A 25,072-nucleotide genomic window follows, 5' to 3' on the forward strand; every position below is an offset into this window, starting at 1 on the left:
GCAAAAAGAGTGGCGAAAAGAGTCTATAGCTCAAATTATAAACAAAGATCAACAGACCCTAGAGTTAGTCGTAATTGATGGCGATATTTATTGACTGTTCTACGAGAAATTTTAATATTTTCATTGGTTAAAACATCAGTGATATCTTGGTCAGTAAGCGTATTATTTTTCTGTAATAATGCGCTGATTCGCTGCTTGATATATTCGCTACTGGCAGAGTATTTATTGGTGGGTAGTAAATCGGTGAATGCATAGATTTTCTTATCAAATTTAATATATTTATCTTTTATTAAACGATATAAGCTAGAAAGACTTAAATTAAGTCGACGACTAACTTCGTATAAATCCCATTCGGCTAAATCACTGTGATTTTTACTGATAAAAAATGATTTTTGTCGCTGAGTCATTAACTCCAATAGTTTTCGGAGTAGTAACGTCCTATATTTCACACCCCCGATAATAACATTTATCCTATCCAGTGCCGGGTTGTTTTCCTGCATTAAGATAGATTGCGTCAATACTGATTCAAATGGAAAGTCACTCTCATTTAATACTTCTATTTTAACTTCGCCTGCTTCAATTCGAAGTAAAAACTCTGGAATTCTATATTTAATTGGCTCCTCAAGATAACAACTGACCGGAAATGGAGAAATACTCTGAATCAATGCCAGTGCCGCATTTAAATCCTGTTCGCTAATGTCAGTAAATTGTTTTTTAACCTTTTGTCTTAAAATATTTTTATTACCCAATTCGCGCCAGCCTGACTGTACGATACGTTCTGCCAACAAACGGTGGCAATCATCACTATGGCGTAAGCGAATCAAGATGCTTTCCTGCACAGATTCAGCACCAATGCCTAATGGCTCTAACGTTTGTACTAGCTCAATATAGCGATAAAAATCTGCATATGACAACTCTCCAGCAGAAAAAAACGTTGCTTGATACTGCAACCAATCTTGATACAAACTCTGCTTATCTGTCGTTAAAAAACCTCGTTCATCGATTGAGTCAATAATGAAAGTCAAAACCTCTTCTTCATATTCATTTAAATGTAATTCATTCAGCTGCAGTAATAGGTTTGTGTGTAAATTCGGTGGCTGAAAAATATCATGGCTTTGTTCAACATCCTCCAGTAATATTGCTGTGGGGAAATTAAAATAAGATTTTTTTTGATAATCGCCAACAGCATGATTAAGTAATTGATCAGTGATAAAATACTGTAATTCATCATAGGAAAATGACAGGATATTAACAACCATAATATCGTCAGACGACAACCCTATGCTCATCTCCTGTTTTTGGCTGACCTCAGACATCCCGGCAGACCTCTATAGATTAACATCAGGATTAATAACAGTATTAACATCCTGCTTTAAATAGCGATAAACCGTCATTTTGCTGATATTTAATATTTGTGAAACCCTTTGATAATCCTGATTATTTTCAGCCAAGCACTGCTTAATCAATGCTACTTGAAACGCCAATGTTCTGCTCTTAAAGTCTTGGTTAGAATGTTGTTCTCTACTCTCTGACTCCTCAAATAAGCAAAAAGATTTAAATAATGAAAGATAACTTTGCTGCGGGAAAAGACCGATCATCAAAGCTAAACGCTGCATCATAAATTTCAACTCTCGCACGTTACCTTGCCATGAATAAGATTGTAAATAACTCAATAACGCCTCATATTGTAGGCGGTCAATATCTATTTTATGTTCTGCTAAAAAAAGCTCAGATAAATAAGCAATATCTTCGGGTCTCTCAGACAGCGTTGGTATTCTTAAAAAAAGGTGATTCAAACGGTAGTAAAGATCTTGTCTAAACCGCTCTTTTACAACTTCTTGTGTCAAATTTTTATTACTGGCACTGATCACCCGCACATCTATTGGGATCACTTCACTGCCTCCGACACGCATAATCTCTTTTTCCTGTAAAGCACGCAGCAATCTTGCCTGCAAAGCAAGTGGCATTTCAGCAATTTCATCTAAAAATAAAGTACCGGTGTGAGCCAACTCAAATAACCCTGTTTTTCCTTCCTTATTGGCTCCAGTGAATGCCCCTTTCTCATAACCAAATAATTCACTTTCTAATAAATTTTCAGGGATGGCGGCACAATTGATAGCAATAAAGGGGTTATCTCTACGCGAACTGGCAAAATGGATGCTGTTGGCGAACAACTCCTTCCCTACCCCTGACGCCCCATACAACAAAACATTAGCATCCGTTGCTGAATACATCGTTGCCAGCAGCTTACATTTTTCCATGTTGTCATTACGCGTCAAAATATTATCAAAGCAATATTTGGCAATAAATCCTCGCTTGGTAGCTTCACGTTTTCTCAGCTTATATTCTGCATGCTTGATCTTATTCTCTTCAGTCAACGTGCAAATCACACCCAAGCACTCTTGATTAACTAAAATAGGCATACGGTTTGCCACATAGGTTTTACCACCGATTTCAATTAATTCACCACTATGTGCTTTTTTACTTTGTATCACCAAACCAGTTTGTGAAGAGGGAATCAATTGACTAATCTCTTTGCCGATAACGTTCAAGTGGGTATTTTTTATTATTTTCTCGGCAATTGGATTAATCAGTTCAATTCGGTTAAATTTATCAGTAACAATCACGCCTTCTGCAACTGATGATAAAATCGTATTCAAACGACTGGCTTTGCGTTGAACATCATGTTTAAATTTACTGACCGAGATCGCACGGCTAATGGCTTCGCGTACCGACTCAGAGGCGGTTTTTAATAAAATAGTATTAAAGTTGCGCTGTTGTGCTTGTTGGAATACCAAAACACCGCCAATAATACAGAGATGCTGTTCCGGAGTGTAGCTCGCCAGTAACCGATCAATATCGGCCTGATTTTGGAAACTATGAAATTCAATGCTCAGATCTAATGCTGCAGCGACATATTCAATCCCTGCTATTTTTTCGTAAGTGATCAGCACTAATTTTTTATAGCGTGTTTTATATGGGGTGAGCTGGTTTAGCAAATCAGATAACGAAAAATTGATTGAAATTACCGGAATCGACAACATTTTTTCCAACGAAGCGGCTGTTCCACCGCGACTAATCACGGCATCGTAAGATTTATGGTTATCGGTTAATTTACTGATATCTGGTGCATCTAAAATGGCATTTAAAATTGTCATATTGCAACCCAGATTATCGGCTTCGATTCTGGCAAATTTAGCAAGCTCTTGATCCGGCGCAACAAAAACAAGATTAAACATCTTTTTATTCAAAATAAAAACCTCAATAATTTATAAATTAAAATAAGGCTATCAGCCAGTTGGCCAATAGCCCCTATTGTTATTACATTATTAATAAAGAACGCCAATATAAAGCAAACAATAACCTAGCGCCAATAGCAAAAATGGTAAGATTAATAGTCTGATGAATAATTGTTTGCTCTCTTTTGGATCAGTCAATCCTGCCATAACCAGCGCACCACCGGAAGAAAACGGTGAATACCCAGTAAAAGTGGCAAACATAGTGATGATAGAGAACATCAAACCAGGATTATCCACATGTAGGTTCGGTACAATTGGATAAAAAGTAGGCATTACGACCCCCATACTAGAAGCAAACACCGACATCATTGACGAAAATGCTGCAACTAAATAATAAATCACACCACCACCAGTGCTACCATCAATACTGTTCAAATAGTTGGACAGCGCCGTCATCGCACCTGCCTTAGAAGCCAATTCAGTCAACATCCCTAAACCACCGATCATGATGATGATCGACCAAGGAATGTTTTTCATTGCCTCATTTTCATTCCCCAATTTAAGTACAAGTGCCAATACAATGCCTAAAAAAGAGAGAAAAGTGGGATCCAACATTTTAGTCATTTTACTTAAAAAGAGTGATTCCGGGTTTAATGCCAATAGCACACTCGGCACGATAACCAGTAAAAAGATCAATGCAACTAAAGCTAAGGTTCGTTTTTGCTGGTTATTTAATAATTTAGGTTGCTCTATCTGGGCAGATGTTACCTGATAGCCCTTTAGTAGAATATACCCAAAAATAAAAATTAAAGTATGGATCACAAAACTATTACGGCCTACTGTTAAAGCATACGCTTGCGATATTTCTACACTGTAACCCAATTTTTCAATTAAACCTTCCGTTACACGCCCACCTAAAGTAAACGGATTAAATCCTCCGGCAACGGCGCCACTATAGATAATGATCGCCGCCAACAAGCGACTCATATTAATTTTACTGGCAATCACCATCACCAGCGGTGACATAAAAGCAAAGGCTGCATAGTGTCCCGGCCCGATTCCGGCAAAAATTACCACCGTCACAAACAGAACAATGGGAATAAGAAACGGCTGATTACGTACGGCAAACACCATTTTTTCTGCGACCAACGAGAGCGTGCCATTTGCAATCACGATCCCATAGAAGAAGGTGATCGATAGCAAAATAAAAAAAAGATTCAATCCCCATAAGCCGGAAACATCCTTAGCATTCAGCCCATAGATATAAGCCGCAATAAATGAAAAAACAATTGCAAAAATACCAATATTTATTTTAAAAAAATATCCCCCGGCAATCGATAATACAATAAAAAGTAAAATAATAACGTTAAAGCTTAACATATAAAAACTCCGGTTATATGACACGATATGCAACCGCACTTTGCAGGCGGTTGTGTTGTTTTGGTTTATTGTGCGGTCACTATGCTTTTGCGAACATACACTTCACCTTTCAAAATAATTCTAGCCGTTCTTGCCACAATCGATTTAGCCAAGTGATACTCGTTACCAGAACATGCAACCGCACTTTCAATCTCAATTCGTCCTGACGGATGACCAATCCAGATCAAATCAGTTTCGGCGGCAGCACCGGATAATGCCTGATGAGCAATCGTCCCTGGAATCCGACAACAGGCGCCCAATGCCACGGTTCCGGTAACCGGATGTGTTTTGTGAACACCTTGCATAAACAACAAGCGGGAAACAATATTAATTTCGTCCTGTGCAACCGATTTGCCATCTCGTGTGGTATAACTTGCCGAAGGGCTGACAATCGAGAAAAACGGTGCATAAGGAATCTCTTGTGCCGAAAGTTGCCAATCGTCAATCAACCCCAATTGTTGCGCCACTTTGCCGCGAATGCTCTCAATCAATGTCATTAACCCTTTATCCGCTTCAATTTCTGATGGTGACTCAATGCCACTCAGTCCCAGTGACGTCGCAGCGATAAATACAGTAATATTGCCCGCATCAACCACCGATACCGGATAACTGACAGAATCAACTTCAATCTGATCGATTAAATTACCACTAGGTAGTAATTTACCGGTTGACTCGCCACCGCAATCTGCCCAATCAATTCCAACTTTGGCACCACTGCCCGGAACTCCGGAAATCTTATAATCCCCTTCAATACGCGCTTTATTGCCGATAACCGGAACCGATAACAGCAAAATTCGTCCGGTGTTGACCATATGTACCCGCACTTTGGTGATCGGCTCAATCGCGCTAACCAACCCGTTTTCAATCGCAAACGCTCCCACTGCAGAAGAGATATTGCCGCAATTGCCTTTATAATCAATAAAGGCCTTCGTCAGACTGACTTGTCCGAACGTATAATCCACATCAGCATCTGCTCGGGTTGATGGTCCAATAATCGCCAATTTACTGGTCAACGAGTCAGCACCGCCCAAGCCATCGATCTGGCGGATATCCGGACTACCAAAAATCGATAAAATAATGTTATCGCGTGTCGGCTGCTGCTTCGGCAGCTCACTCTCTAAAATAAAAATACCTTTGCTAGTACCGCCACGTACAATAGAAACGGTAAAACTGTCTAATTCCGGGTGCATATTATTCTCCTTTTATTGCTTTTAAGTAGTTAACCAAACCACCAGCCTCGATCATCTGCATAATGTTGTCCGGTAATTTACTGCATTTAAAACACGTATTACGGGTCAAATTTAATAATTGTCCTTGTTCCACATCAATACTCACCTGATCTCCTTCAGAAATTCCGTCCCAATCAGGGCATTCAATTGCCGGAATCCCTAAGTTAATACAATTGCGATAAAAAATTCGCGCAAACGATTTGGCTACAACCACTTTTATACCCAGATATTTTAGCGTCAACGGCGAGGTCTCACGACTCGAGCCGGATCCTAAATTATCGGCGGCAATAAAAATATCGCCTTCTGCGACTTGCTTCGCAAATGTTTCATGAACTGCCTGCATTGAATAAACAGCGGCTTCTTCAATAGAAAGTTCCATATATTGCGGTGGTGAAATAATATCGGTGTTGATATTATTGCCAAAAACCCATGCCTTACCTTCAAATTTCATAGCTGCCTCCTTATAAAAACTCGCGCGGATCGGTCACTCTCCCCGTAATCGCCGACGCGGCGACCGTTAACGGAGAACCCAGATAAATAAACGCTTCTTTGCTTCCCATGCGTCCGATAAAATTACGATTACTGGCTGAAATACACACTTCTTTCGGCGCCAATAAGCCCGAATGCAGCCCTACACAAACTCCACAGGTCGGCGCTAGAATAACTGCCCCTGCTTCGGCTAGCACAGATAAAACGCCGGCATCACTGGCGGCTTTCCAAATTTTCTTCGAACTTGGCGAAACCAATAAACGAATCCCTTTGGCGATTTTCTTGCCCTTTAACAGTTCAGCGGCTGCTACCAAATCACTCAGTCGCCCGCCGGTGCAAGAGCCTAAATACGCCTGATGAATTGGTGTATTCACATTCATCACCGCCGTCACATTATCGACTTCATGCGGACAAGCCACTTGTGGCAAAAGCTCAGCACTGTTGAAATGTAATTTTTGGCAGAATCGAGCATCGGCATCACTGTGATAAACCGAATAGCTGTCACGTTGAATCCCCAAAGAATCCAAATATGCAATGGTTTTATCATCCACCGGCATCAACCCGACTTTAGCGCCCATCTCGACCGCCATATTGGTAATCGCCATGCGCTGTTCGATCTCCATTTGGTCAAAAGTCTCGCCCACATATTCAACCGCTTTATACGTTGCTCCGGCGTGTCCGATGACGCCGATGGTTTTCAACGAAATATCTTTTGCCATCACGCCAGGATTAAGCTGCCCGTCCCACCGCACTTGGATAGTTTCAGGCACTTTTAACCACGTTTGCCCGGTGGCTAAAATCCCCAGCATTTCGGTCGATCCCACTCCGCTGGCAAATGCGCCTAATGCGCCCCCCATGCAAGTATGCGAGTCAGTTCCCAAAATCACGGTTCCCGGCAAAACGTGCCCATACTCCGCCATCACTTGATGGCAAGGACCTTCAAATTCATAATAATTGTCGATATTATTTTCTGACGACCAATCCCGGGTAAACTTAACAATTTCAGCCTGACGAATATTCGCCGGCGGCGTATAATGATCCGAAATCACAATCACGTTCTCACGATTTTTAATCTCTTTGGTCAATTCCGGCAATTTTTCCGCAATCTGAACCCTTGGTCCTAAAATATCATCCATCATGGAGCGATCTACATCCACCCACACCACATCGCCGGCATTCACCGCATCTCGATGTGCATTTTTTGCTAAGATTTTCTCTGATAATGTTTTGCCCATCTCAACACTCCTTCATTGGAAAAAAATCAAACTCTTGATACGTTCTCGCCCGACTCAATTGGCTAGAAACGGCATTTGGAATCAACTCATCAATCAACTTGACCGCACTTAACAATGCAGGCAGCTCAACATCCGTTTTAAACCCCATACGCTGCAACATATTCACCAAATCTTCAGTGGCGGAATTACCCGCTGCACCTGGTGCAAACGGACAACCACCCAGCCCCCCCGCCGCTGTTTCAAAATGGCGAATCCCACAATCCAATGCGACTGCGATATTGGCCAGCGCCATGCCATGAGTATTATGCAGGTGTAAGGTAAAGCAGATTTGCGGATACGCCGAAATTAAGTCAGCCAGGATTGATCTCACTTGTGCCGGATTGGCAACGCCAATGGTATCGCACAGCGTTACTGCCTTAATCCCACACTCTTGCACCGCACTTGAAATTAAAGCCTTAATACTTTCAAATGGAGTTTCGCCGTTAAATGGGCAGCCAAATACCGTCGCCAACACCAAATGAATCTTGACATCCGGATATTGCTGCACAATATTTTTCAGCTCTTGTAACGATTGCTGAGGCGTTCGATTGATATTCGCTTTGTTGTGCGCCTCACTAACTGAAACCACATAATTCACTTCACGAATTCCTGCGGCATATGCCAATTCCATACCTTTCAAATTTGGCACCAATGCCACCACATCAATTCCTTTTGATTTGGCTTTTTCCAAAGTAAATGTGGCGATTTCTGTGGCATCTCGCATCTGAGGGATCGCTTTTGGCGAAACAAACGAGGTTGCCTCAATACTGCGAATCCCACTTTGCAACAACGATGTGATAATTCGTTTTTTATCCTCCGTCTCTATCCATACTGCGACATTTTGAAACCCATCGCGAGGACAAACCTCACGAATAAATACCGTTTGATTTGAATGTTCAACCGCACTTTGCATCAGATGACCCCACTCTCTTTCAATGCGGATAACACTTCAGGCGTATAACCCAATAGTGCTTGATAAATATCCGTATTGTGTTCCCCTAACAAAGGCGCTGCGGTTCTGACCCCGGTTTGAGTCACTGAGAATTTTAAATGTGAGCCGGTCAACGTGGTTTTACCCGCTAAAGGATGCTCAATATCCACAAACATTTGCCGATCTTGCGCAATATGCGGATCATTGACAATTTGGTCGATGGTATTAATCGGTGCAGCAGGCACCCCCGCTGCCAACATCGCATTAATCACGTCTTCTGCGGGATATTGTTTTGTCCAAGCCTCAACAAGCGGTTTAATTTCCGCATGATTTTTGACGCGATCCGGATTGGTTTTATAGCGTGGGTTTTGGATCAAATCTTCACGTCCAATGACCTTACAGACCAAATGCCACAATTTATCATTCGCAGCGCCGATAACCAGCCAGCCGTCTTTCGCGGCAAAAGAGTCGTACGGATAGCAAGATTCATACCGGTTACCAATCCTCTCAGGCAGACGTCCTTCGACTAAATAAATTTGATTGATGATCTCCATACTGGCAACTACGGAATCTACCAAGGCAATATCGACTTTCTGCCCTTGTCCAGTACGAGTTTGATGATTCACCGCAGCCAACAGCCCAATGGCAAGTGAAAGACCGGCCAAAACATCGCCCATTGCAGTCCCCGAACGGGTTGGCTCACCGCCTGGCCAACCTGTCGTACTCATTAATCCCCCGGTTGCCTGTGCAATAATGTCATAACCCGGACGCATCTTATTACGGCCTGTATGCCCAAAACCGGAAATTGCACCGTAAATAATACGCGGATTAACCGTTTTCAACTCTTCATAACCTAAACCTAATTTTTCCATCGTACCCGGACGGTAATTCTCCAACACAATATCGGCCTGTTTTACCATTTCAAGAAAGATATCACGCCCCTTACCCTTCAAATTCAATGTGATACCTTTCTTATTTCGGTTAAGATTCATGTAGTAAGAACTTTCTCCGCTTTTCATCGGCGCAAACTGTCTGGAATCATCCCCGCTTCCCGGCTGTTCGATTTTAATCACCTCTGCGCCCATATCCGCCAACATCATGCTACAAAACGGTCCAGCCAACACACGGCTCAAATCCAATACTCGCAGCCCTTCTAATGCTCCTTTTTGCATACAACTACTCCTTGATAAGTTAAATAAATAAGCAGAAAAGAAAAAAATTTTCTTACCTTAAGAAGATGCGAAAATCGTGCCAAAAAGGGGGTATGTCGATTTAAACTTACAAAACGTGAAGATGATCACGTTTTTTATGCCAATAAGATTATTTTTTATGCAATCGGGAGATTGGAACACGGAAAGGAAATAACAGATTTGTTACAGTAAAAATCAGATTTGTGATCAAAAGCTTAGAGGCTGTTGATCTTTGTTTATAATTTGAGTTATAGACAAAGATCAACAGACCCTAAAGCAGTTTCAACAATTCCTCGAGTACCAGCGAAGCACCGATCGCTGACATACTGTCAGCACAAAGTGCAATTTGGTTTTTGCCGTAGCCGCCGATCAGCTTCGGATCGCTGGCGCCGTAGAGGGTGATATTGGGTTTATCTAAAGCAGCGGTTAAGTGTGCTAAGCCAGTATCGACCGAAACCACAGCGGCGGCATGGGCGATTTTTGTGGCAATTTGCGACAGTGTGGTTTTCGGCAGCACCTGTACATAGGCAAAACCTTGTGCCAAACGCTCGGCGCGCAACCGCTCTTTGTCGTTGCCCCACGGCAGTTGAATTTGATAGCCCGACGGCGCAAGTGCGCTAATCAGTTCACGCCAAGCGCTTTCCGACCAATGTTTGTCATCACGGGTCGTTGAGTGAATAAAAATCAAATACGGTGTGGTGTGGTTAGCGGGGTTTAAAAAATGGCGGGCAATGCCATAGTCGCCCTGTTCGCTTGGTAAAGCGTAGCCCAAACTTAAGGCAAACAGTTGGCGAATCCGTTCGACTGCGTGTTGTTGGTAACTGATGGAATGAGTTTTATCGTAGAAAAAACTGGCAAGCGGTTCGCGGATCGAGCGGCGGTCATAGCCCAGTTTCACGCCGTGCGCTAAACGGGTGGCAAAAACCGCACTTTTCACCAACCCCTGCGCATCAATCACCGCATCATATTGCTGTTGTTGCAACAAAGTGCGGTATCGCTGCCACTCTCGGCGAGTTTGTGCACTGAATGGCGTTTTACGCCAACGGCGCAAGGCTATCGGAATCACCTGATTCACCGCCAAATGCCAAGTGGGAATTTCTGCAAAACTCTCTTCGACCACCCAATCCAGCTGCAAATCCGCAACCGCACGTTGTGCATCGGTTAAGGCGGGCAACGTGTGCAAAATATCGCCCATCGATGAGGTTTTGATCAGGCAGATTTTCATATTTCGGTTGTCCCTCTGTGTTCCCTTGCTTAATGACTCAAATTATGCCGAAAGCAAACACGGAAGTGCGGTTTGGTTAAAACGTTCTGGCAACGCCTGATTACAAATCAATAGATCAAACTGATTCAGCTCGCCAATATAAGCTTGCTGAATCTTATCGATTTTACTGTCGTCAAACACCAAAATATTCTGCTGTGATTTTTGTATCGCTCTGGCTTTCACTTTCGCTTCGGCAAAACTGAAACAGGTAACCCCTTTTTGATGATGCACGCCGGCGGCGGAAATAAACGCTTTGGTCGGACACACTGCATCAAGCTCATTTTGCAACGTAATCGAATCCAGAAAGGAGTTATCCCGTGAATACCGTCCACCGCACAAAATCAAATTGCATTGGCTTTTTTCCTGCAAAATCATAAAGGTATTGATAGAACAACAAAGTGCGGTGAAGTTAAGCGAATCGTGAATCTGGGAAGCAATAAACGGAATGGTAGAACCGCAGTCAAAAAAGACCACATCGCCTTCCTTCACTTGCTCTGCTGCGAGTTTTCCAATTTGCATTTTCTGAGCAATATTTTTGCTTTGTTGCTCAAAAATAAAATAACCGTTTTCATGAAAACGCTGTGGATCTTTAACAATATAACCGCCAAGCAGCACTAAAGTGCCGTGCTCGGTGCTGAGATCACGCCGAATTGTCATTTCAGAAACATTTAAAATGCCTGCGGCATCACGCAAATGAATCTTATCCATTTGTTTTAACAAGAATTCCAATTGTTGAATTCTCGCGTTTACTTTTGTATCCACCGCGGCTCCTGTTTCACATTAATAACCCGCCTGATTATCCTGCAATCCATGCGCAATAGCAATGCCGGAACTGGTTCCCAATCGATTGGCGCCGGCTTCAATCATCGCCAACGCCGTGGCAAGATCACGCACGCCGCCGGAGGCTTTCACCCCGATATCACGCCCGACAACACTACGCATCAGCACCACATCTTCAACCGTTGCGCCGCCTTGACTAAAACCGGTTGACGTTTTGACAAAAGCCACCTGAAGCGCACGGCAAATTTCACACAATTTTACTATTTCATCTCGAGTTAATAAACAAGTCTCCAAAATCACCTTCAATGGAACCTGTCCGCAAGCCTTCAGCACTGCGTCAATGTCAGCTTTCACCTTGTCCCACTGCGCGGATTTCACCCACCCCACATTGATCACCATATCCACTTCCTGCGCCCCTGCCTTAATTGCTTCTGCTGCCTCAAAGGCTTTCACCGAACTCAACGTCGCCCCCAACGGAAACCCAACCACTGTGCAAATTTTTACATCCTGCTCTTGCAACAACGCCTTCGCCAGTGGAATATGGCAGGCATTTATACACACCGAATAAAATCCATTTGAAATAGCTTCCTGGCACAACAAACTGATTTCAGCTTCAGTCTTATCACAAGCAAGTGCGGTATGATCAATCATTTTTACAATCTCTTTAGTTTCCATTTTTCTCTCCTATTGAATTTATACTTCATAACGAAGCGGTTTTTTATATGATATGCCAATTTAATTTAAAATCTGTGATCGATGTAACTTTTTTAACATTTTTATTATTATAAACTATTTTTAGTAATTAATGTTTTAATTTTAACAAAAGGAAAAAGTAATGGATATTGCAGTTATTGGCTCAAATATGGTTGATTTGATCACCTATGTCGATCAAATGCCAAAAGCGGGGGAAACGTTGGAAGCGCCAACCTTTCAGATGGGTTGTGGCGGCAAAGGGGCAAATCAAGCCATTGCCGCAGCCCGCACTGGGGCAAGCGTAATGATGTTATCCAAAGTCGGGGATGATATTTTTGCAGAGAATACCCTGCGTAATTTTCAACAAAACGGGATTAACACGCAATACGTTGAAAAAGTCAGCGGTGTCTCTAGCGGTGTCGCGCCTATTTTTGTCGACTCCAGTTCACAAAACCGAATCTTAATTATCAAAGGTGCCAATGCGCACTTAAAACCGGAAGACATTGATCGCGCTGCCGCTGAATTGCAACAGTGTAAATTAATTATTCTCCAGTTGGAAATTCCATTAGAAACCGTGTATTACGCCATTGACTTTGCCAATCGCTACGGAATTCAAGTGATCTTAAATCCTGCTCCGGCCAGCAAAGCGCTTTCGCTTGAATACGCCTGTAAGTGTGATTTTTTTATGCCGAACGAAACCGAACTGGAAATTTTGACCGGTATGCCGGTTGCTAATATGGATCAAGTTCAAGCCGCCGCACACTTCTTACTGGAAAAAGGGTTGAAAAACCTGATTGTTACCTTAGGCGACAAAGGCTCGGTTTGGCTGTACGGTGATCAAATCGTGAAAGTGCCGCCTTGCAAAGTCAATGCCGTCGATACCAGTGGTGCAGGCGACGCCTTTATCGGCTGTTTTGCGCAACACTATATTCACAGCGGAAACGTACTCGAAGCAATGCAGCAAGCTTCGTTATATGCGGCTTACAGCGTGACCGGCAAAGGAACGCAATCCTCGTATCCCGATCAAACACAATTTAATCTTTTTAAACAGGCACAACAATAGGAATCGTATCATGAAAAATATTATCCAAATGCCTGACGGCTATCTGAACAGAACCCCGCTGTTTCAATTCATTTTGCTCTCCTGCCTGTTCCCGCTATGGGGTGCGGCTGCCAGTCTCAATGATATTTTGATCACCCAGTTTAAAAGCGTATTCACCTTAAGCGATTTTGCCAGTGCGTTGGTGCAAAGTGCTTTTTATGGCGGTTATTTTCTGATCGCTATTCCCGCCTCACTCATCATTAAGAAAACCAGTTATAAAATCGCTATTTTAATTGGTCTAACCTTATATATCGGTGGCTGTCTGATGTTTTACCCGGCTTCGCATATGGCGACTTACACCATGTTTTTAGCGGCTATTTTTTCGATCGCCATTGGGTTAAGTTTCTTGGAAACCTCCGCCAATACTTACAGTTCAATGATCGGACATAAAGATTATGCCACTTTGCGCTTAAATATCAGCCAAACTTTCTACCCTATCGGCGCTATTTTCGGTATTTTGTTGGGCAAATATCTAATCTTCCAAGAAGGAGCCAGCCTGCACGAACAAGTCGCCGGCATGACGCCGGAGCAGCTGCACGATTTTAAACTGGCAATGTTGCAGCACACCTTACAGCCTTATAAATATCTGATTTTTGTTTTAATTGCCGTTGCTTTTTTATTCTTAGTCACGCAATTTCCGAAATGTAAAACGGTTAATGAAGGCGAAAAACAAGATGTACACTTTATCGATACCTTAAAATATTTGCTGAAAAACAGTGCGTTCAAAAAAGGGATCTTGGCGCAATTCTTGTATGTCGGCATGCAAGTCGCAGTGTGGTCTTTCACTATCCGCTTGGCACTGAATTTAAGCAATATGAATGAACGCGATGCCTCAGACTTTATGGTCTATAGCTTTATCGGCTTCTTTGTCGGCAAATTTATTGCCAATTTCTTGATGACAAAATTTAAACCGAATTGGGTGCTGGTTTGGTATTCCGTATTAGGTGTCATCACCTTGGCTTACACCGCGTTTGTGCCGGATTTCTCTGCGGTCTATGCGGCTATTTTTGCCAGCGCTTTATTTGGTCCATGCTGGGCGACAATCTATGCTTCTGTGCTGGGCACGGTTGAACAAGAACACCGTGAAGTCGCAGGGGCGGTTGTGGTGATGTCGATTATCGGTGCTGCCGTCGTACCCGCCATTCACGGATTAGTCTCTGATTCCATCGGCTCAATTCAACATGCGTTTATTGTACCACTACTCTGCTTTGCCTATGTCGGTTACTATTTCTACGGCAAACGCAATGAAACGAAATAAGATTAGGTGAGAAAAAATGAAAACCACTATTCCTTTATATAGCGCGCTATTCAGTAGCGAGAAAAAAATACTCTTACAAAATAGCCAAATTACGGTCGAAGGTTTTAAGTATAACTCCGGTATCGAAGCGATAAAAATCAGTAACCAAAAAGGCTTTATCACCGTGCTGCCATTCTACGGACAAATTATTTGGGATGCTTATTTCAATGGACATAGCTTGAAGATGAAAAATATGTTTAGCGAACCCAAGTGCGGTGCCGAAATTATTGATACTTACGGTTGCTTCAGTTTTCACTCGGGTTTAATCCGCAACGGTTGCCCTGCGCCGGAAGATAAGCACCCTCTGCACGGTGAAATGCCTTGCGCCACAATGGATAAAGCCTGGCTTGAATTTGAAGATGAGCATATTGCGCTTTGCGGCGAATATGAATATGTCAAAGGCTTTGGCGATCATTATCTGGCGCAACCTAAAGTCATTCTTTATGCCGACAGCAGCCTGTTTGATATTCAAATGCAAGTCACTAATCTTGCCAGTGTCGAGATGCCGCTGCAATATATGTGCCATATGAATTACTGTTATGAACATGGCGCAACATTCAGCCAAAACATCCCCGATGCAGCGATTAAATTGCGTGAATCCATTCCAGCCCATGTCAAACCAACGCCGGAATGGAGCGCATTCAATGAAAAAATCAAACAAGGCGAGTACCATTTGACTTGTTTAGATAATGATGAGTTGTACAATCCGGAAATCGTCTTTTTCATGGACGATTTGCAGCAATATCAAACAGATTTAGAATATCGTATGCAATCACCGGATGGACATTGTTACCTGACTAAATTTTCATCTGAACAATTTAATTATGCCACCCGCTGGATTTTATATAATGCTGATCAGCAAGTCGGTGCCTTTGTCCTGCCGGCAACCTGCCGCCCTGAAGGCTACTTAGCCGCACAACGCAGTGGTACATTGATTATGCTGGCAGCAAATGAAAGCCGACGTTTCTCGGTGACTACCGGGATTGAATAAAAAAATAATGGTCGCATTTTGTTTTAAGATTGCGACCATTTTTTCTATTTTCTAGCACGTATTCTGTGATACTTCCCTTTTAGGCAGAAATAGTTTGCCGATGCAATTTCATATTTAATTCAGATTCAAATTGCTGACGCTGTTGCTTACTTTTGAACCCATGCTCCGGTATCGGCAGATACACTCCGCGATCAATACGAATGATCAAGAAATCTTTGATCGTTTCCACGCCGTAAATTCCTTCATAGTAATACAGCGCTTCGCTGCCTTGATTCTGACAGAAAATACCGTTCGGTTGCAGCACTAACTTTGCTTCACCGATATAAGCACTTTTTTCCGAAACAAAAAGGTGGTTATTGTAAAAACGGGTATATGTCATGTTGTATATAATAGGCGAAAAATAATACAGCACTACCGCCGCAATTAAACCGTAGAACGCCCAATCGACCAAGGAATTATCATAATAATCGGCATATTCTCGGATGGCGTCGTAACCAACAATACTAAAAAAGCCGAAACTCGCAAAAAGCACGACAAAAACCAGTAATTGAAAAAGCGCCAACTTCCAATAAAGTGGAGATTGTTTATAAGCTGCCGCTTGCATCCGACCAAGTGCGGTCGCAAACTCTTGTGCCGTGATGTGATAACTTATTTCCATTTGTTGTCCTACTTATCGCTCTATATTTATTGTCCCAGCAGTATCTTGAGTTTCCCCACCACCAATTCCGGTTGAATATCAATCAAACTTTGGTGATAGCCTTCGCTGCTGTCACTGCCTTTGCGCACTTTGATTAAACCACCGTCGATTAAACGGATAATCTCCACCTTGTCGCTGAGCGGTGGGGTGTATTGCGGGCTGGTCGGGCCGTAGAGTGCGACCAGTGGGCGTTGCAAGGCGGCGGCAATGTGCATTAAGCCGGAGTCGTTGCTGACTACGGCGGTGCAACAAGAAATCAGGTCAATCGCTTCTTCCAACTGGGTTTGTCCGGCAAGGTTGATGCAATAACGTTGCAGTGCTCTCGGCAGGCTGTTGCGGATTTGCTCGGCGACGGCATCATCTTTGCCGGAGCCGAAAATATGGATTTGGTAGCCCTGTGCGATCAACAATTCCGCCAATTTGGCGTAATGGTAATGCGGCCAGCGTTTTGCCGGACCAAATTCCGCACCGGGACAAAAACCGATAATCGGACGACGTTGGGCAAGTGCGGTTTGCTGCTCAAATTTTGCCTTAGTTTTGGCAATCTGTGCGCTGTCCACTTGCAAATAAGGATAAGGAATCGGCAATTGCTCTGCCGTCGGAACCGCACTTTTGTCAAAGGCAAGTGCGGTATAACGCTGCACCATTAACGGATAATCCTGTTTGTTGTTGCGCAAGTCATTCAACAGAAAATAGCGGCTTTCGCCTTTCCAACCACGCCGTTGCGCAATCTTGGCAAACAATGGAATAAACGCCGATTTAAGCGAATTAGGCAGGATAATCGCCTGATCATATCGATTGCGCAGTGATTTTCCCAAACGGTAACGTTCGCCCAAGGCAAAACTGCCGTGTCCGATCGGCATCGCAATCGCTTGATTCACTTCCGGCATTCTCGCCAACAGCGGGCGGCACCAATTGGGCGCCATCACATCAATCACGCAGTCGGGATCACGCTGTTTCAATACTTGATACAAGCTGTGCGACATCATCATATCGCCGACCCAAGACGGGCCAATGACCAAAATTCTCATTGCACGTTTTCCAATTCTGCTTTATTCGTTACTTTTTGTTTAACCACGCCATATATTCCGCCACCCCTTCGGCAACGGTTTTGAACGGTTTGTCATAACCGGTGGCGCGTAAATTAGTTAAATCCGCTTGGGTATATTCCTGATAGCGGCTTTTCAGATGTTCCGGGAACGGAATAGTTTCAATCTGCCCGGTTTGGTGGAATGCCAGCACCGCTTTGGCGACAGCTTCAAACGATTCCGCCTTGCCGGTGCCGCAGTTGTAAATGCCGGAAACACCGTTCTGCCAACACCAGATATTCACTTGCGCTACATCACCGACATACACGAAATCACGGCGGAAATGCTCACTGCCGGCAAACAATTTCGGATTTTCGCCTTTCAAAATTTGATTATTCAGATGAAACGCCACGCTCGCCATGCTGCCTTTGTGGTTTTCACGCGGACCGTACACATTGAAATAACGGAAGCCGCACACCGGTGATTCCGCTTCCGGCAGGATCTCGCGCACATATTGGTCGAACAGGAATTTGGAATAGCCGTACACATTCAACGGGCCTTCAAATTCACGTGCTTCCTTAAATTCGGTTTTGTCGCCGTAGGTTGCGGCAGAAGACGCATATAAAAACGGAATACGGCGATCCAAGCAGTAGTGCAACAACTCTTTGGAATATTCGTAGTTATTGCTCATCACATATTTGCCGTTCCATTCGGTGGTGGCGGAACACGCGCCCTCGTGGAACACCGCCTCAATCTCGCCGAACTCGTCACCGGCGATGATTGAACCGATAAAATCTTCTTTATCGCAGTAATCAGCAATATCCAAATCCACCAAATTAGCGAATTTGGTGCCGTCAGTTAAATTGTCGACCACCAAAATATCTTTACGCCCGATGGCGTTTAATGCCTTGATAATGTTACTGCCGATAAACCCTGCGCCGCCTGTTACGATAATCATATTTCCCTGCCTTTTGCGATGTTTTACATGAATTCAGTCTATTGTAATAGAAATTAAAATGTGATTACAGTGAAACCATTTTTATTAGGAAAGAATCTGCTTATAATGGTGCTTGAAAAATGTACAGGAAATAAGATTTTTTCGGTACATAATGAGCATAATAGAGACTTGTTATTGTCCTAATTCATCTATTATTAAAACTACTATTTTTATGTGAAATAATCTCGTTTAATACTTAAGGATCGAATTATGCAACAATTGAACACTCAAAATCTCATCATCGGCTTTGGTAAAGCCGGAAAAACTCTAGCTGCTGACCTGGCAAAACACGGACAGCAAGTGATTCTGGCTGAGGCCAGTGAGCAAATGTATGGCGGAACCTGCATCAACATCGGCTGCATTCCATCTAAAAAGCTATTGGTTGAAGGTGAACAAAATGCAGCTATCGCTGATAAAAATCATGTTTTTCAACAGGCTATGCAAGCGAAAAATAGTCTGGTCACCAAATTACGCGCAGCGAATTTTAGCAAACTCGATGTGCTGGACAACGTGCAAATCATCACTGCCAAAGCACGTTTTGAAGATCAAAATACCGTGCTCCTCAGTGGACGCGACGGCGAATTCCGTGTCACTGCCGAGCGTATTTTTATCAATACCGGGAGCCTGCCCGTTGAACTGAATATTCCCGGCGCAGATGGAGAACAGATCTATAACAGCAACGGCATTTTATCTTTGAACACACGTCCGAAACACTTGGTGATTATCGGCGGTGGTTATATTTCACTGGAATTTGCCTTTATGTATCATCAATTTGGCACTAAGGTAACGATTATTGACAGCGGAAATACGTTCCTGCCACGGGAAGATCGTGATATTGCCGATGAAATGACGCGCGTGTTGCAAGCTCGAGGTGTTGACATTATCTTGGGTGCTGATGTGAAACGCTTTGAACAACATTTAAACGAAACTCAAGTCATCACTTCTCAAGGTGCTTTCAGTGCAGATGCCGTTTTGCTTGCGGTTGGTCGCCGTCCAAACACTGACGGGCTGGCGTTGGAAAACGCCGGAATTGAGCTGACAGAGCGCGGCTTTATCAAAACCAACGCACAGCTGCAAGCAGCGCCGCATATTTGGGCAATGGGCGATGTAGCCGGCAGTCCGCAGTTTACCTATATTTCCCTTGATGACTACCGTATTGTGCGCGAACAGTTATTAGGCGAAGGAAAACGCAACACCCAAGATCGACCGCACTTTCCAACCACCGTGTTCACCGAACCACCACTGGCACAAATTGGTATGACAGAGAGCCAAGCTGCTAAGAGCGGAAGACCTTATCGTATTGCCACCCTGCGTGCAGAGGCAATTCCAAAGGCTAAAATATTAAATCAAACCGATGGCTTATTAAAAGCGATTATTGATAGCGGCAATAATCAAATTTTGGGTGTTACCCTATTTTGTGCGGAAGCCCATGAAATCATTAACCTATTCAAAATGGCAATGGATCATCACATTCCGGCTGATTATCTGAAAAATCAGATTTTTACTCATCCAACTATTGCTGAAGGATTAAATGACTTATTTTCCTGACCGCACTTTAATCTTAAAAATCTTACGGTTATCTTAGGGCTGTTTTATCCTTATCAAAGATAAAAATGGGCTAATATCCCTATTAGCCCACCAATAATAACGATTAAATAATTCTTGAAAACTGCTGGCGTTTAGCCAGCTGTCGTGAGTAAGTGTCGAAGCACAAACAGATATTGCGGATCAGTAACCGCCCTTTAGCAGAAACGGTTAGGGTGGTATCGCCAAGAGTGAGTAAGCCGTCTTCTGCCAATGGTTTTAACAGTGCCAAATCTTCGGCAAAATGGGCTTTGAAATCAATACCGTATTGCAGCTCCAATGGCGCATAATCCAATTTGAAATTGCAAATTAGCGCTTTGATCACATCACGGCGCAAGCAATCTTCTTGGCTCATGACGAAACCTTTGTGCAGCGCATTGCCGTGATCTTCCACATCGGCATAATACTGCTTCAACTCTTTTTGGTTTTGAGCATAGTGATCGCCCATTAAGCTGATAGCAGACACGCCCAAACCGAGCAAATCGGCTTCTTCTTGAGTGGTGTAACCTTGGAAATTGCGGTGCAGCACACCGTTTTGCTGTGCAATCGCCAGTTCATCGTCCGGTTTGGCAAAGTGATCCATGCCAATAAAACGGTAGCCTGCACCTGTCAGGGTTTCGATGGTTTTTTGCAAAATCGTCAACTTGCTGGTCGGCGGCGGCAACGTCGCATCTTTAATTTTGTGCTGTCCGGCAAAACGAGACGGCAAATGCGCGTAGTTAAACACGCTCATGCGATCCGGGTTCAGCTCACTGACCCGTTGCAAGGTTGCCATAAAGCTCTCCACCGTTTGGAACGGCAGACCATAGATCAAATCAATATTGGTCGAAGTGAACCCCAATTCACGGGCTTTTTTCATCAGTGAAAAGATAAATGCTTCATCTTGAATCCGGTTGATTGCGGTCTGCACGTCTTTATTAAAATCCTGAATCCCCATGCTGATGCGGTTGAAACCGATGTGGCGCAGGTGATCGAGCATCGACAGCTCGATTTCACGTGGATCCATCTCAATACTGATTTCCGCAGCCGGATCAACCCGGAAATGATCACGCAGCATTTGCATTAAACGTGCGGATTGCTGCTCGCTTAAATAGGTCGGGGTGCCACCACCCCAATGTATTTGAGTGACATTGCGCTGGGTAAACAATTTCGCGCGCTGCTGTACCTCTTTTTCCAGATAATCCAAATAGATATCCGCTTTGTGCTGATGACGGGTAATAATTTTGTTACAGGCGCAAAAATAGCAGAGCTTGTGGCAGAACGGAATATGCACATACAACGACAGCGGTCGATCGGGATAGCGTTGGCTGGCTTGCAGAAAATCCTGCTCGGTGTAGTCGTCGCTAAACTCAAGTGCGGTCGGATAAGAAGTGTAGCGTGGCCCGGATTGGTTATATTTCTGGATTAGATTGAGATCCCATTCTATTTCTGACATTATTTTTCCTGTTATTTATTTCAATATCACTCAACAATTGGCGCAATTCCAATTTGATTTTTTGTTCGAGTTCGGCTTCGGCGCTTTCACGGGTTAAATCCAAACGCATCCGCTGATTTTTCGGCAAAGCACGACGCGCCTCGTGAGTCGGCATCTCCATCACCGTCTGATAAAGCTGCTGCATTGCACTGTATTTGTCCAAAGCCTGCGGTTGCAACCCCGGCAATAGCGCATTTAGCCGCAGCACCCCTTCGGATAAATTACAATCATCGTTTAACATTGCTTTGGCGATAATTTGCACGCTGTCAAAGGTAAAATCATGCCGTTTTTGTCGTGCGGCGGCGATTTTTTGTTTTTGACGGCGCAATGCCAGCAACAGCCATGTCGCATAACTTGCCAATCCCAGCACAATCACAACAGCGACAAGGCTTAAAACAATCGTCCAGCTCATCCGTTAAAACTCACTTGTTAACGAAACTTATTGATATCAATCGTATTAAAAGTGCGGTATAACGCATCTTCACTATTTTCATCTTCGTCTTCTTCATTCAGCCCCAGCTCTTGCATCAGCTGTTCAATCCGGCGCAAGCAGTCATCGACAAATTGCTGATCTTCCGCCGACAAGGTTTTGCCTTCGTCCAAACGGTCAAGCAACTCGTTTAAGCACTCATTGTTTTCCAATTGTTCCAGTTCTAAAGCTGGATCAATTTTCGGTTTAACGACCGCACTTTCCACTTTGATCGGCGTAATCACTTTGCCTTTCTCCGGCTTGTTGACCATTTCGATCATCAACGGAATTTTTTTGCGGCTGCCGACCCGTGGATCGGCTTTGACCGCACTTTGCTTATTGCTATTTTTATCGGCAGCACTGTGACGAGAACCGGCATCAAGCCCTTTGTGTTTTTTCTTGCGTTTCTCTTCGCGTGCCTGCACGTCCAATTCATAACGGGTCGGTTTGCGGCCTTTTTTGCTTTTTACTGTTGCCAGCGGCGGTGCTTTGTCGGTTCTGCGCACCGGCATAATATCGCTGATTTTGCGGGTTTTCTTTTGGCGAGCCATAATATTCTCATTTGATCAAATAAAATAATGGCGAATTGTACCATTCATAGTGATTTTTCACACGGAATTAAACCGGCTAAATGCAGAAATTGTCGCGAACTATTGATTGGGGAAAAGACGTAAAACCGCACTTTAGCTGCCGAAAACAGCGGAAAAGTGCGGTTGGTTGTCACAGTGTGGTGAGGTTACAACAAAATACTGCCGATACAAGCGATGGTGAAACCAACAAAGCCGATTAAGGTTTCCATCACTGTCCATGTTTTCAAGGTGGTTTTGGTGTCCATCTCCAAGAAACGACTGACCAACCAGAAACCGGAGTCGTTAACATGCGAGAATGCCGTCGCACCGGAAGCAATCGCGATCACGATAAAACAGAGATCGAATGCGCTTAAGCCGGTGGTCGCCGCCACAGTCGGCGCAATTAGCGCAGAAGCGGTGGTCAGCGCAACGGTTGCCGAACCTTGTGCCACACGCAGCGCCAACGAGATGATAAATGCCGCCACAATCACCGGCATCCCGGTATCCGACAGCATGCCAGCCAAGACATCGCCAATGCCGCTGGCGCGCAATACGCCGCCGAACATGCCGCCTGCGCCGGTCACCAGAATAATCGCACAAATCGGACCCAGCGCATTGTCACAAATCTTCTCGATTTGCTCATAGCTGCGCTGTCCTTTTAACATCACAATCGCACACAGCAGAGTGATTAATAAGGCGATCGGCGTTTTGCCCAAGAAACGCAATATTTGCACCCACATTTCTGTACCATCAACCATTTTTGCCACACTTAAGGTGTTCAACACGGTATCCAACATGATCAGCAGCAACGGTAACAGCAAAATGCTCAACACTTTGCGGAAACTTGGCGGATTTTGCGTGGCGGTTTCACTGATGGCATTGGCATTTAAGAACGCTTTCGGCAGATCCAAATGCATTTTTTTGCCCAAAAATGTCCCGTACAAATAGGCCGCAATATACCAGGTCGGGATCGCACACACCAAACCAACAATCACCAACAGACCAATATTCGCCCCCAGTAAGTCACCGGACGCAACCGGGCCCGGATGCGGCGGCAGGAATGCGTGCATCACCGCAAATGCCCCGGCAGCCGGAAACGCATAGCGGAACAGCGAGCCACCGAACTGTTTTGCCACGCTGAAGATAATCGGCAACATCACCACCAAACCGGCATCGAAAAAGATCGGAAAACCGAACAACAATGAGGCGATACCCAACGCAAGCGGCGCTCTTTTTTCACCGAATTTATTGATCAACGTGTCTGCCAGCACTTTGGCACCCCCGGTGATCTCCAATAATCGCCCGATCATCGCCCCCAAACCAACCAACAATGCAACCGATGCCAGAGTGCTGCCGAAACCGCCGAGCAAGGTCGGCAGAATTTTATCCACCGGAATTCCCGTGGCAAGTGCGGTCAGCAAACTGACTATCAACAGGGCGACAAAGGCATGAACTTTGAATTTGATGATCATAACCAGTAATAGCAAAATGGCTACGAGCAAGGTTAAAATTAACATAGTGAAATCCTTTTAAAAGTGCGGTTAAACTGCCGCTAACATCCTGCCATCCAAGAAGCAGATGGCTCCTCTGATTAATAACGTTACCGATAACATACTTTTTATTATTTTAGTGGTAAAGGGATATTTGTGATGAAAATGTAAAATTGAGATCTAGCTCAAATAATCCAGGTAATAAAGTATATTTGAATTTATTGTTATCAATAAATTCGTGATCAAGATCACCATATTGATTGTTATCGGTAACTATTTTTCCTATTTTAGGCTATGTTACTACCTAAATCGTAGCCGTTTCAGGAGAACACAATGACATCGACAAAAGGCAAAAGTTTTATTCTAATGGGTGTTTCCAGCACTGGAAAAACCTCTGTCGGCACCGCACTTGCTCATCGGTTGGGGATCAAGTTGATCGACGGCGATGATTTACACCCACGTGCCAATATCCTCAAAATGGGATCAGGACAGCCGTTAAATGATGATGACCGCGCCCCTTGGTTAGAACGCATTCGTGATGCAGCATTCAGTTTGGAGCAGAAAAGCGAAATCGGAATTATCGTCTGTTCCGCGTTGAAAAAGCAGTATCGTGATCTCATCCGCGACGGCAATCAGCATATCAAGTTCTTGTTTTTGGAAGGAGATTTCGAGCTGGTGTTAGCCCGAATGAAACAGCGCAAAGGGCATTATATGAAAGTGGATATGCTGAAAAGTCAGTTTGATACGTTGGAAGTGCCGCAACAAGACGAACCTGACGTGCTGCATATTGATATTAACGGCTCGTTTGAGGAAGTGGTGGAGCGCTGCATCACTGCATTAAAACCGCACTTATAGCATTAACAACA

General features: G+C 43.9%; 23 protein-coding genes. 5 read left to right on the forward strand and 18 right to left on the reverse strand.

Annotated features, from left to right (window positions below; translation table 11 throughout):
* Positions 1–35: 35 nt before the first annotated feature.
* From FHQ30_RS04630 to deoC, 11 genes are all read right to left on the reverse strand, one after another.
* Complete coding sequence (locus FHQ30_RS04630) at positions 36–1,316, reverse strand: RNA polymerase factor sigma-54 (RefSeq protein ID WP_139610911.1); 1,281 nt, start codon at positions 1,314–1,316, stop codon at positions 36–38.
* A gap of 12 nt (positions 1,317–1,328) precedes the next feature.
* Complete coding sequence (locus FHQ30_RS04635; RefSeq protein ID WP_139610910.1) at positions 1,329–3,251, reverse strand: sigma 54-interacting transcriptional regulator; 1,923 nt, start codon at positions 3,249–3,251, stop codon at positions 1,329–1,331.
* 78 nt (positions 3,252–3,329) lie between these two features.
* Entirely contained in the window at positions 3,330–4,619 is a 1,290-nt protein-coding gene (locus tag FHQ30_RS04640; protein ID WP_139610909.1) for an SLC13 family permease, read from the reverse strand.
* 65 nt (positions 4,620–4,684) lie between these two features.
* Positions 4,685–5,848: a 2-methylaconitate cis-trans isomerase PrpF family protein gene (locus FHQ30_RS04645; protein ID WP_139610908.1), complete on the reverse strand. Its 1,164-nt coding sequence runs from the start codon at positions 5,846–5,848 to the stop codon at positions 4,685–4,687.
* A gap of 1 nt (position 5,849) precedes the next feature.
* On the reverse strand, positions 5,850–6,338 hold the full coding sequence (locus FHQ30_RS04650; RefSeq protein ID WP_139610907.1) for a LeuD/DmdB family oxidoreductase small subunit: 489 nt from the start codon (positions 6,336–6,338) through the stop codon (positions 5,850–5,852).
* A 10-nt stretch (positions 6,339–6,348) separates the two neighbouring features.
* A complete protein-coding gene (locus tag FHQ30_RS04655) occupies positions 6,349–7,611 on the reverse strand; it encodes a 3-isopropylmalate dehydratase large subunit (RefSeq protein WP_139610906.1) in 1,263 nt (420 codons plus the stop codon).
* 1 nt (position 7,612) lies between these two features.
* The gene (locus FHQ30_RS04660) at positions 7,613–8,563 is read right to left on the reverse strand and encodes a hydroxymethylglutaryl-CoA lyase (RefSeq protein ID WP_139610905.1); all 951 of its coding nucleotides are present in this window, start codon (positions 8,561–8,563) and stop codon (positions 7,613–7,615) included.
* Positions 8,563–9,753, reverse strand: a complete 1,191-nt coding sequence (locus FHQ30_RS04665; protein WP_139610904.1) for a CaiB/BaiF CoA transferase family protein — start codon at positions 9,751–9,753, stop codon at positions 8,563–8,565. Before FHQ30_RS04665 ends, FHQ30_RS04660 begins: the two co-directional genes overlap by 1 nt.
* Before the next feature lie 289 nt (positions 9,754–10,042).
* Complete coding sequence (gene rfaC / locus FHQ30_RS04670; protein WP_139610903.1) at positions 10,043–10,996, reverse strand: lipopolysaccharide heptosyltransferase RfaC; 954 nt, start codon at positions 10,994–10,996, stop codon at positions 10,043–10,045.
* 42 nt (positions 10,997–11,038) lie between these two features.
* The gene (deoR, locus tag FHQ30_RS04675; protein WP_139610902.1) at positions 11,039–11,797 is read right to left on the reverse strand and encodes a DNA-binding transcriptional repressor DeoR; all 759 of its coding nucleotides are present in this window, start codon (positions 11,795–11,797) and stop codon (positions 11,039–11,041) included.
* Between the two features lie 18 nt (positions 11,798–11,815).
* Positions 11,816–12,490, reverse strand: coding sequence for a deoxyribose-phosphate aldolase (gene deoC, locus FHQ30_RS04680; RefSeq protein WP_139610901.1), 675 nt, complete (start codon positions 12,488–12,490; stop codon positions 11,816–11,818).
* A 160-nt stretch (positions 12,491–12,650) separates the two neighbouring features.
* Between deoC and rbsK the strand changes: the two genes are divergently transcribed.
* The 3 genes from rbsK to FHQ30_RS04695 are packed head-to-tail and all read left to right on the forward strand — an operon-like array spanning position 12,651 to position 15,898.
* A complete protein-coding gene (gene rbsK / locus FHQ30_RS04685; protein WP_139610900.1) occupies positions 12,651–13,571 on the forward strand; it encodes a ribokinase in 921 nt (306 codons plus the stop codon).
* Positions 13,572–13,581: 10 nt separating this feature from the next.
* Positions 13,582–14,868, forward strand: coding sequence for an L-fucose:H+ symporter permease (gene fucP / locus FHQ30_RS04690; RefSeq protein WP_176552615.1), 1,287 nt, complete (start codon positions 13,582–13,584; stop codon positions 14,866–14,868).
* 16 nt (positions 14,869–14,884) lie between these two features.
* Entirely contained in the window at positions 14,885–15,898 is a 1,014-nt protein-coding gene (locus FHQ30_RS04695) for an aldose 1-epimerase family protein (RefSeq protein WP_139610898.1), read from the forward strand.
* Positions 15,899–15,977: 79 nt separating this feature from the next.
* Here FHQ30_RS04695 and FHQ30_RS04700 read toward each other — a convergent pair whose 3' ends face one another.
* From FHQ30_RS04700 to rfaD, 3 genes are read right to left on the reverse strand one after another with little or no spacing between them, the layout of a single operon-like run.
* Complete coding sequence (locus FHQ30_RS04700) at positions 15,978–16,556, reverse strand: YcxB family protein (RefSeq protein ID WP_139610897.1); 579 nt, start codon at positions 16,554–16,556, stop codon at positions 15,978–15,980.
* Between the two features lie 26 nt (positions 16,557–16,582).
* Positions 16,583–17,626: a lipopolysaccharide heptosyltransferase II gene (waaF, locus tag FHQ30_RS04705; RefSeq protein ID WP_139610896.1), complete on the reverse strand. Its 1,044-nt coding sequence runs from the start codon at positions 17,624–17,626 to the stop codon at positions 16,583–16,585.
* 28 nt (positions 17,627–17,654) lie between these two features.
* The gene (gene rfaD, locus FHQ30_RS04710; protein WP_139610895.1) at positions 17,655–18,581 is read right to left on the reverse strand and encodes an ADP-glyceromanno-heptose 6-epimerase; all 927 of its coding nucleotides are present in this window, start codon (positions 18,579–18,581) and stop codon (positions 17,655–17,657) included.
* 249 nt (positions 18,582–18,830) lie between these two features.
* Between rfaD and FHQ30_RS04715 the strand changes: the two genes are divergently transcribed.
* Positions 18,831–20,168 (forward strand): FAD-dependent oxidoreductase, encoded by a 1,338-nt coding sequence (locus FHQ30_RS04715; RefSeq protein ID WP_176552614.1) that lies wholly within the window; start codon positions 18,831–18,833, stop codon positions 20,166–20,168.
* A gap of 103 nt (positions 20,169–20,271) precedes the next feature.
* Here the strand turns inward: FHQ30_RS04715 and hemN are convergent, their stop codons facing one another.
* The 4 genes from hemN to FHQ30_RS04735 form a co-directional block, all read right to left on the reverse strand.
* A complete protein-coding gene (gene hemN / locus FHQ30_RS04720; RefSeq protein WP_139610894.1) occupies positions 20,272–21,639 on the reverse strand; it encodes an oxygen-independent coproporphyrinogen III oxidase in 1,368 nt (455 codons plus the stop codon).
* A complete protein-coding gene (locus FHQ30_RS04725) occupies positions 21,596–22,090 on the reverse strand; it encodes a DUF2489 domain-containing protein (RefSeq protein ID WP_139610893.1) in 495 nt (164 codons plus the stop codon). Before FHQ30_RS04725 ends, hemN begins: the two co-directional genes overlap by 44 nt.
* Positions 22,091–22,107: 17 nt before the next feature.
* Positions 22,108–22,698: a Der GTPase-activating protein YihI gene (gene yihI, locus FHQ30_RS04730; protein WP_139610892.1), complete on the reverse strand. Its 591-nt coding sequence runs from the start codon at positions 22,696–22,698 to the stop codon at positions 22,108–22,110.
* Positions 22,699–22,883: 185 nt separating this feature from the next.
* Positions 22,884–24,233, reverse strand: a complete 1,350-nt coding sequence (locus FHQ30_RS04735; protein ID WP_139610891.1) for a GntP family permease — start codon at positions 24,231–24,233, stop codon at positions 22,884–22,886.
* A 306-nt stretch (positions 24,234–24,539) separates the two neighbouring features.
* Between FHQ30_RS04735 and FHQ30_RS04740 the strand changes: the two genes are divergently transcribed.
* Complete coding sequence (locus FHQ30_RS04740; RefSeq protein ID WP_139610890.1) at positions 24,540–25,061, forward strand: gluconokinase; 522 nt, start codon at positions 24,540–24,542, stop codon at positions 25,059–25,061.
* Positions 25,062–25,072: the final 11 nt, after the last annotated feature.

It is taken from the genome of Testudinibacter sp. 'clade 2' (assembly GCF_006227735.1).
Lineage (GTDB): Bacteria > Pseudomonadota > Gammaproteobacteria > Enterobacterales > Pasteurellaceae > Chelonobacter.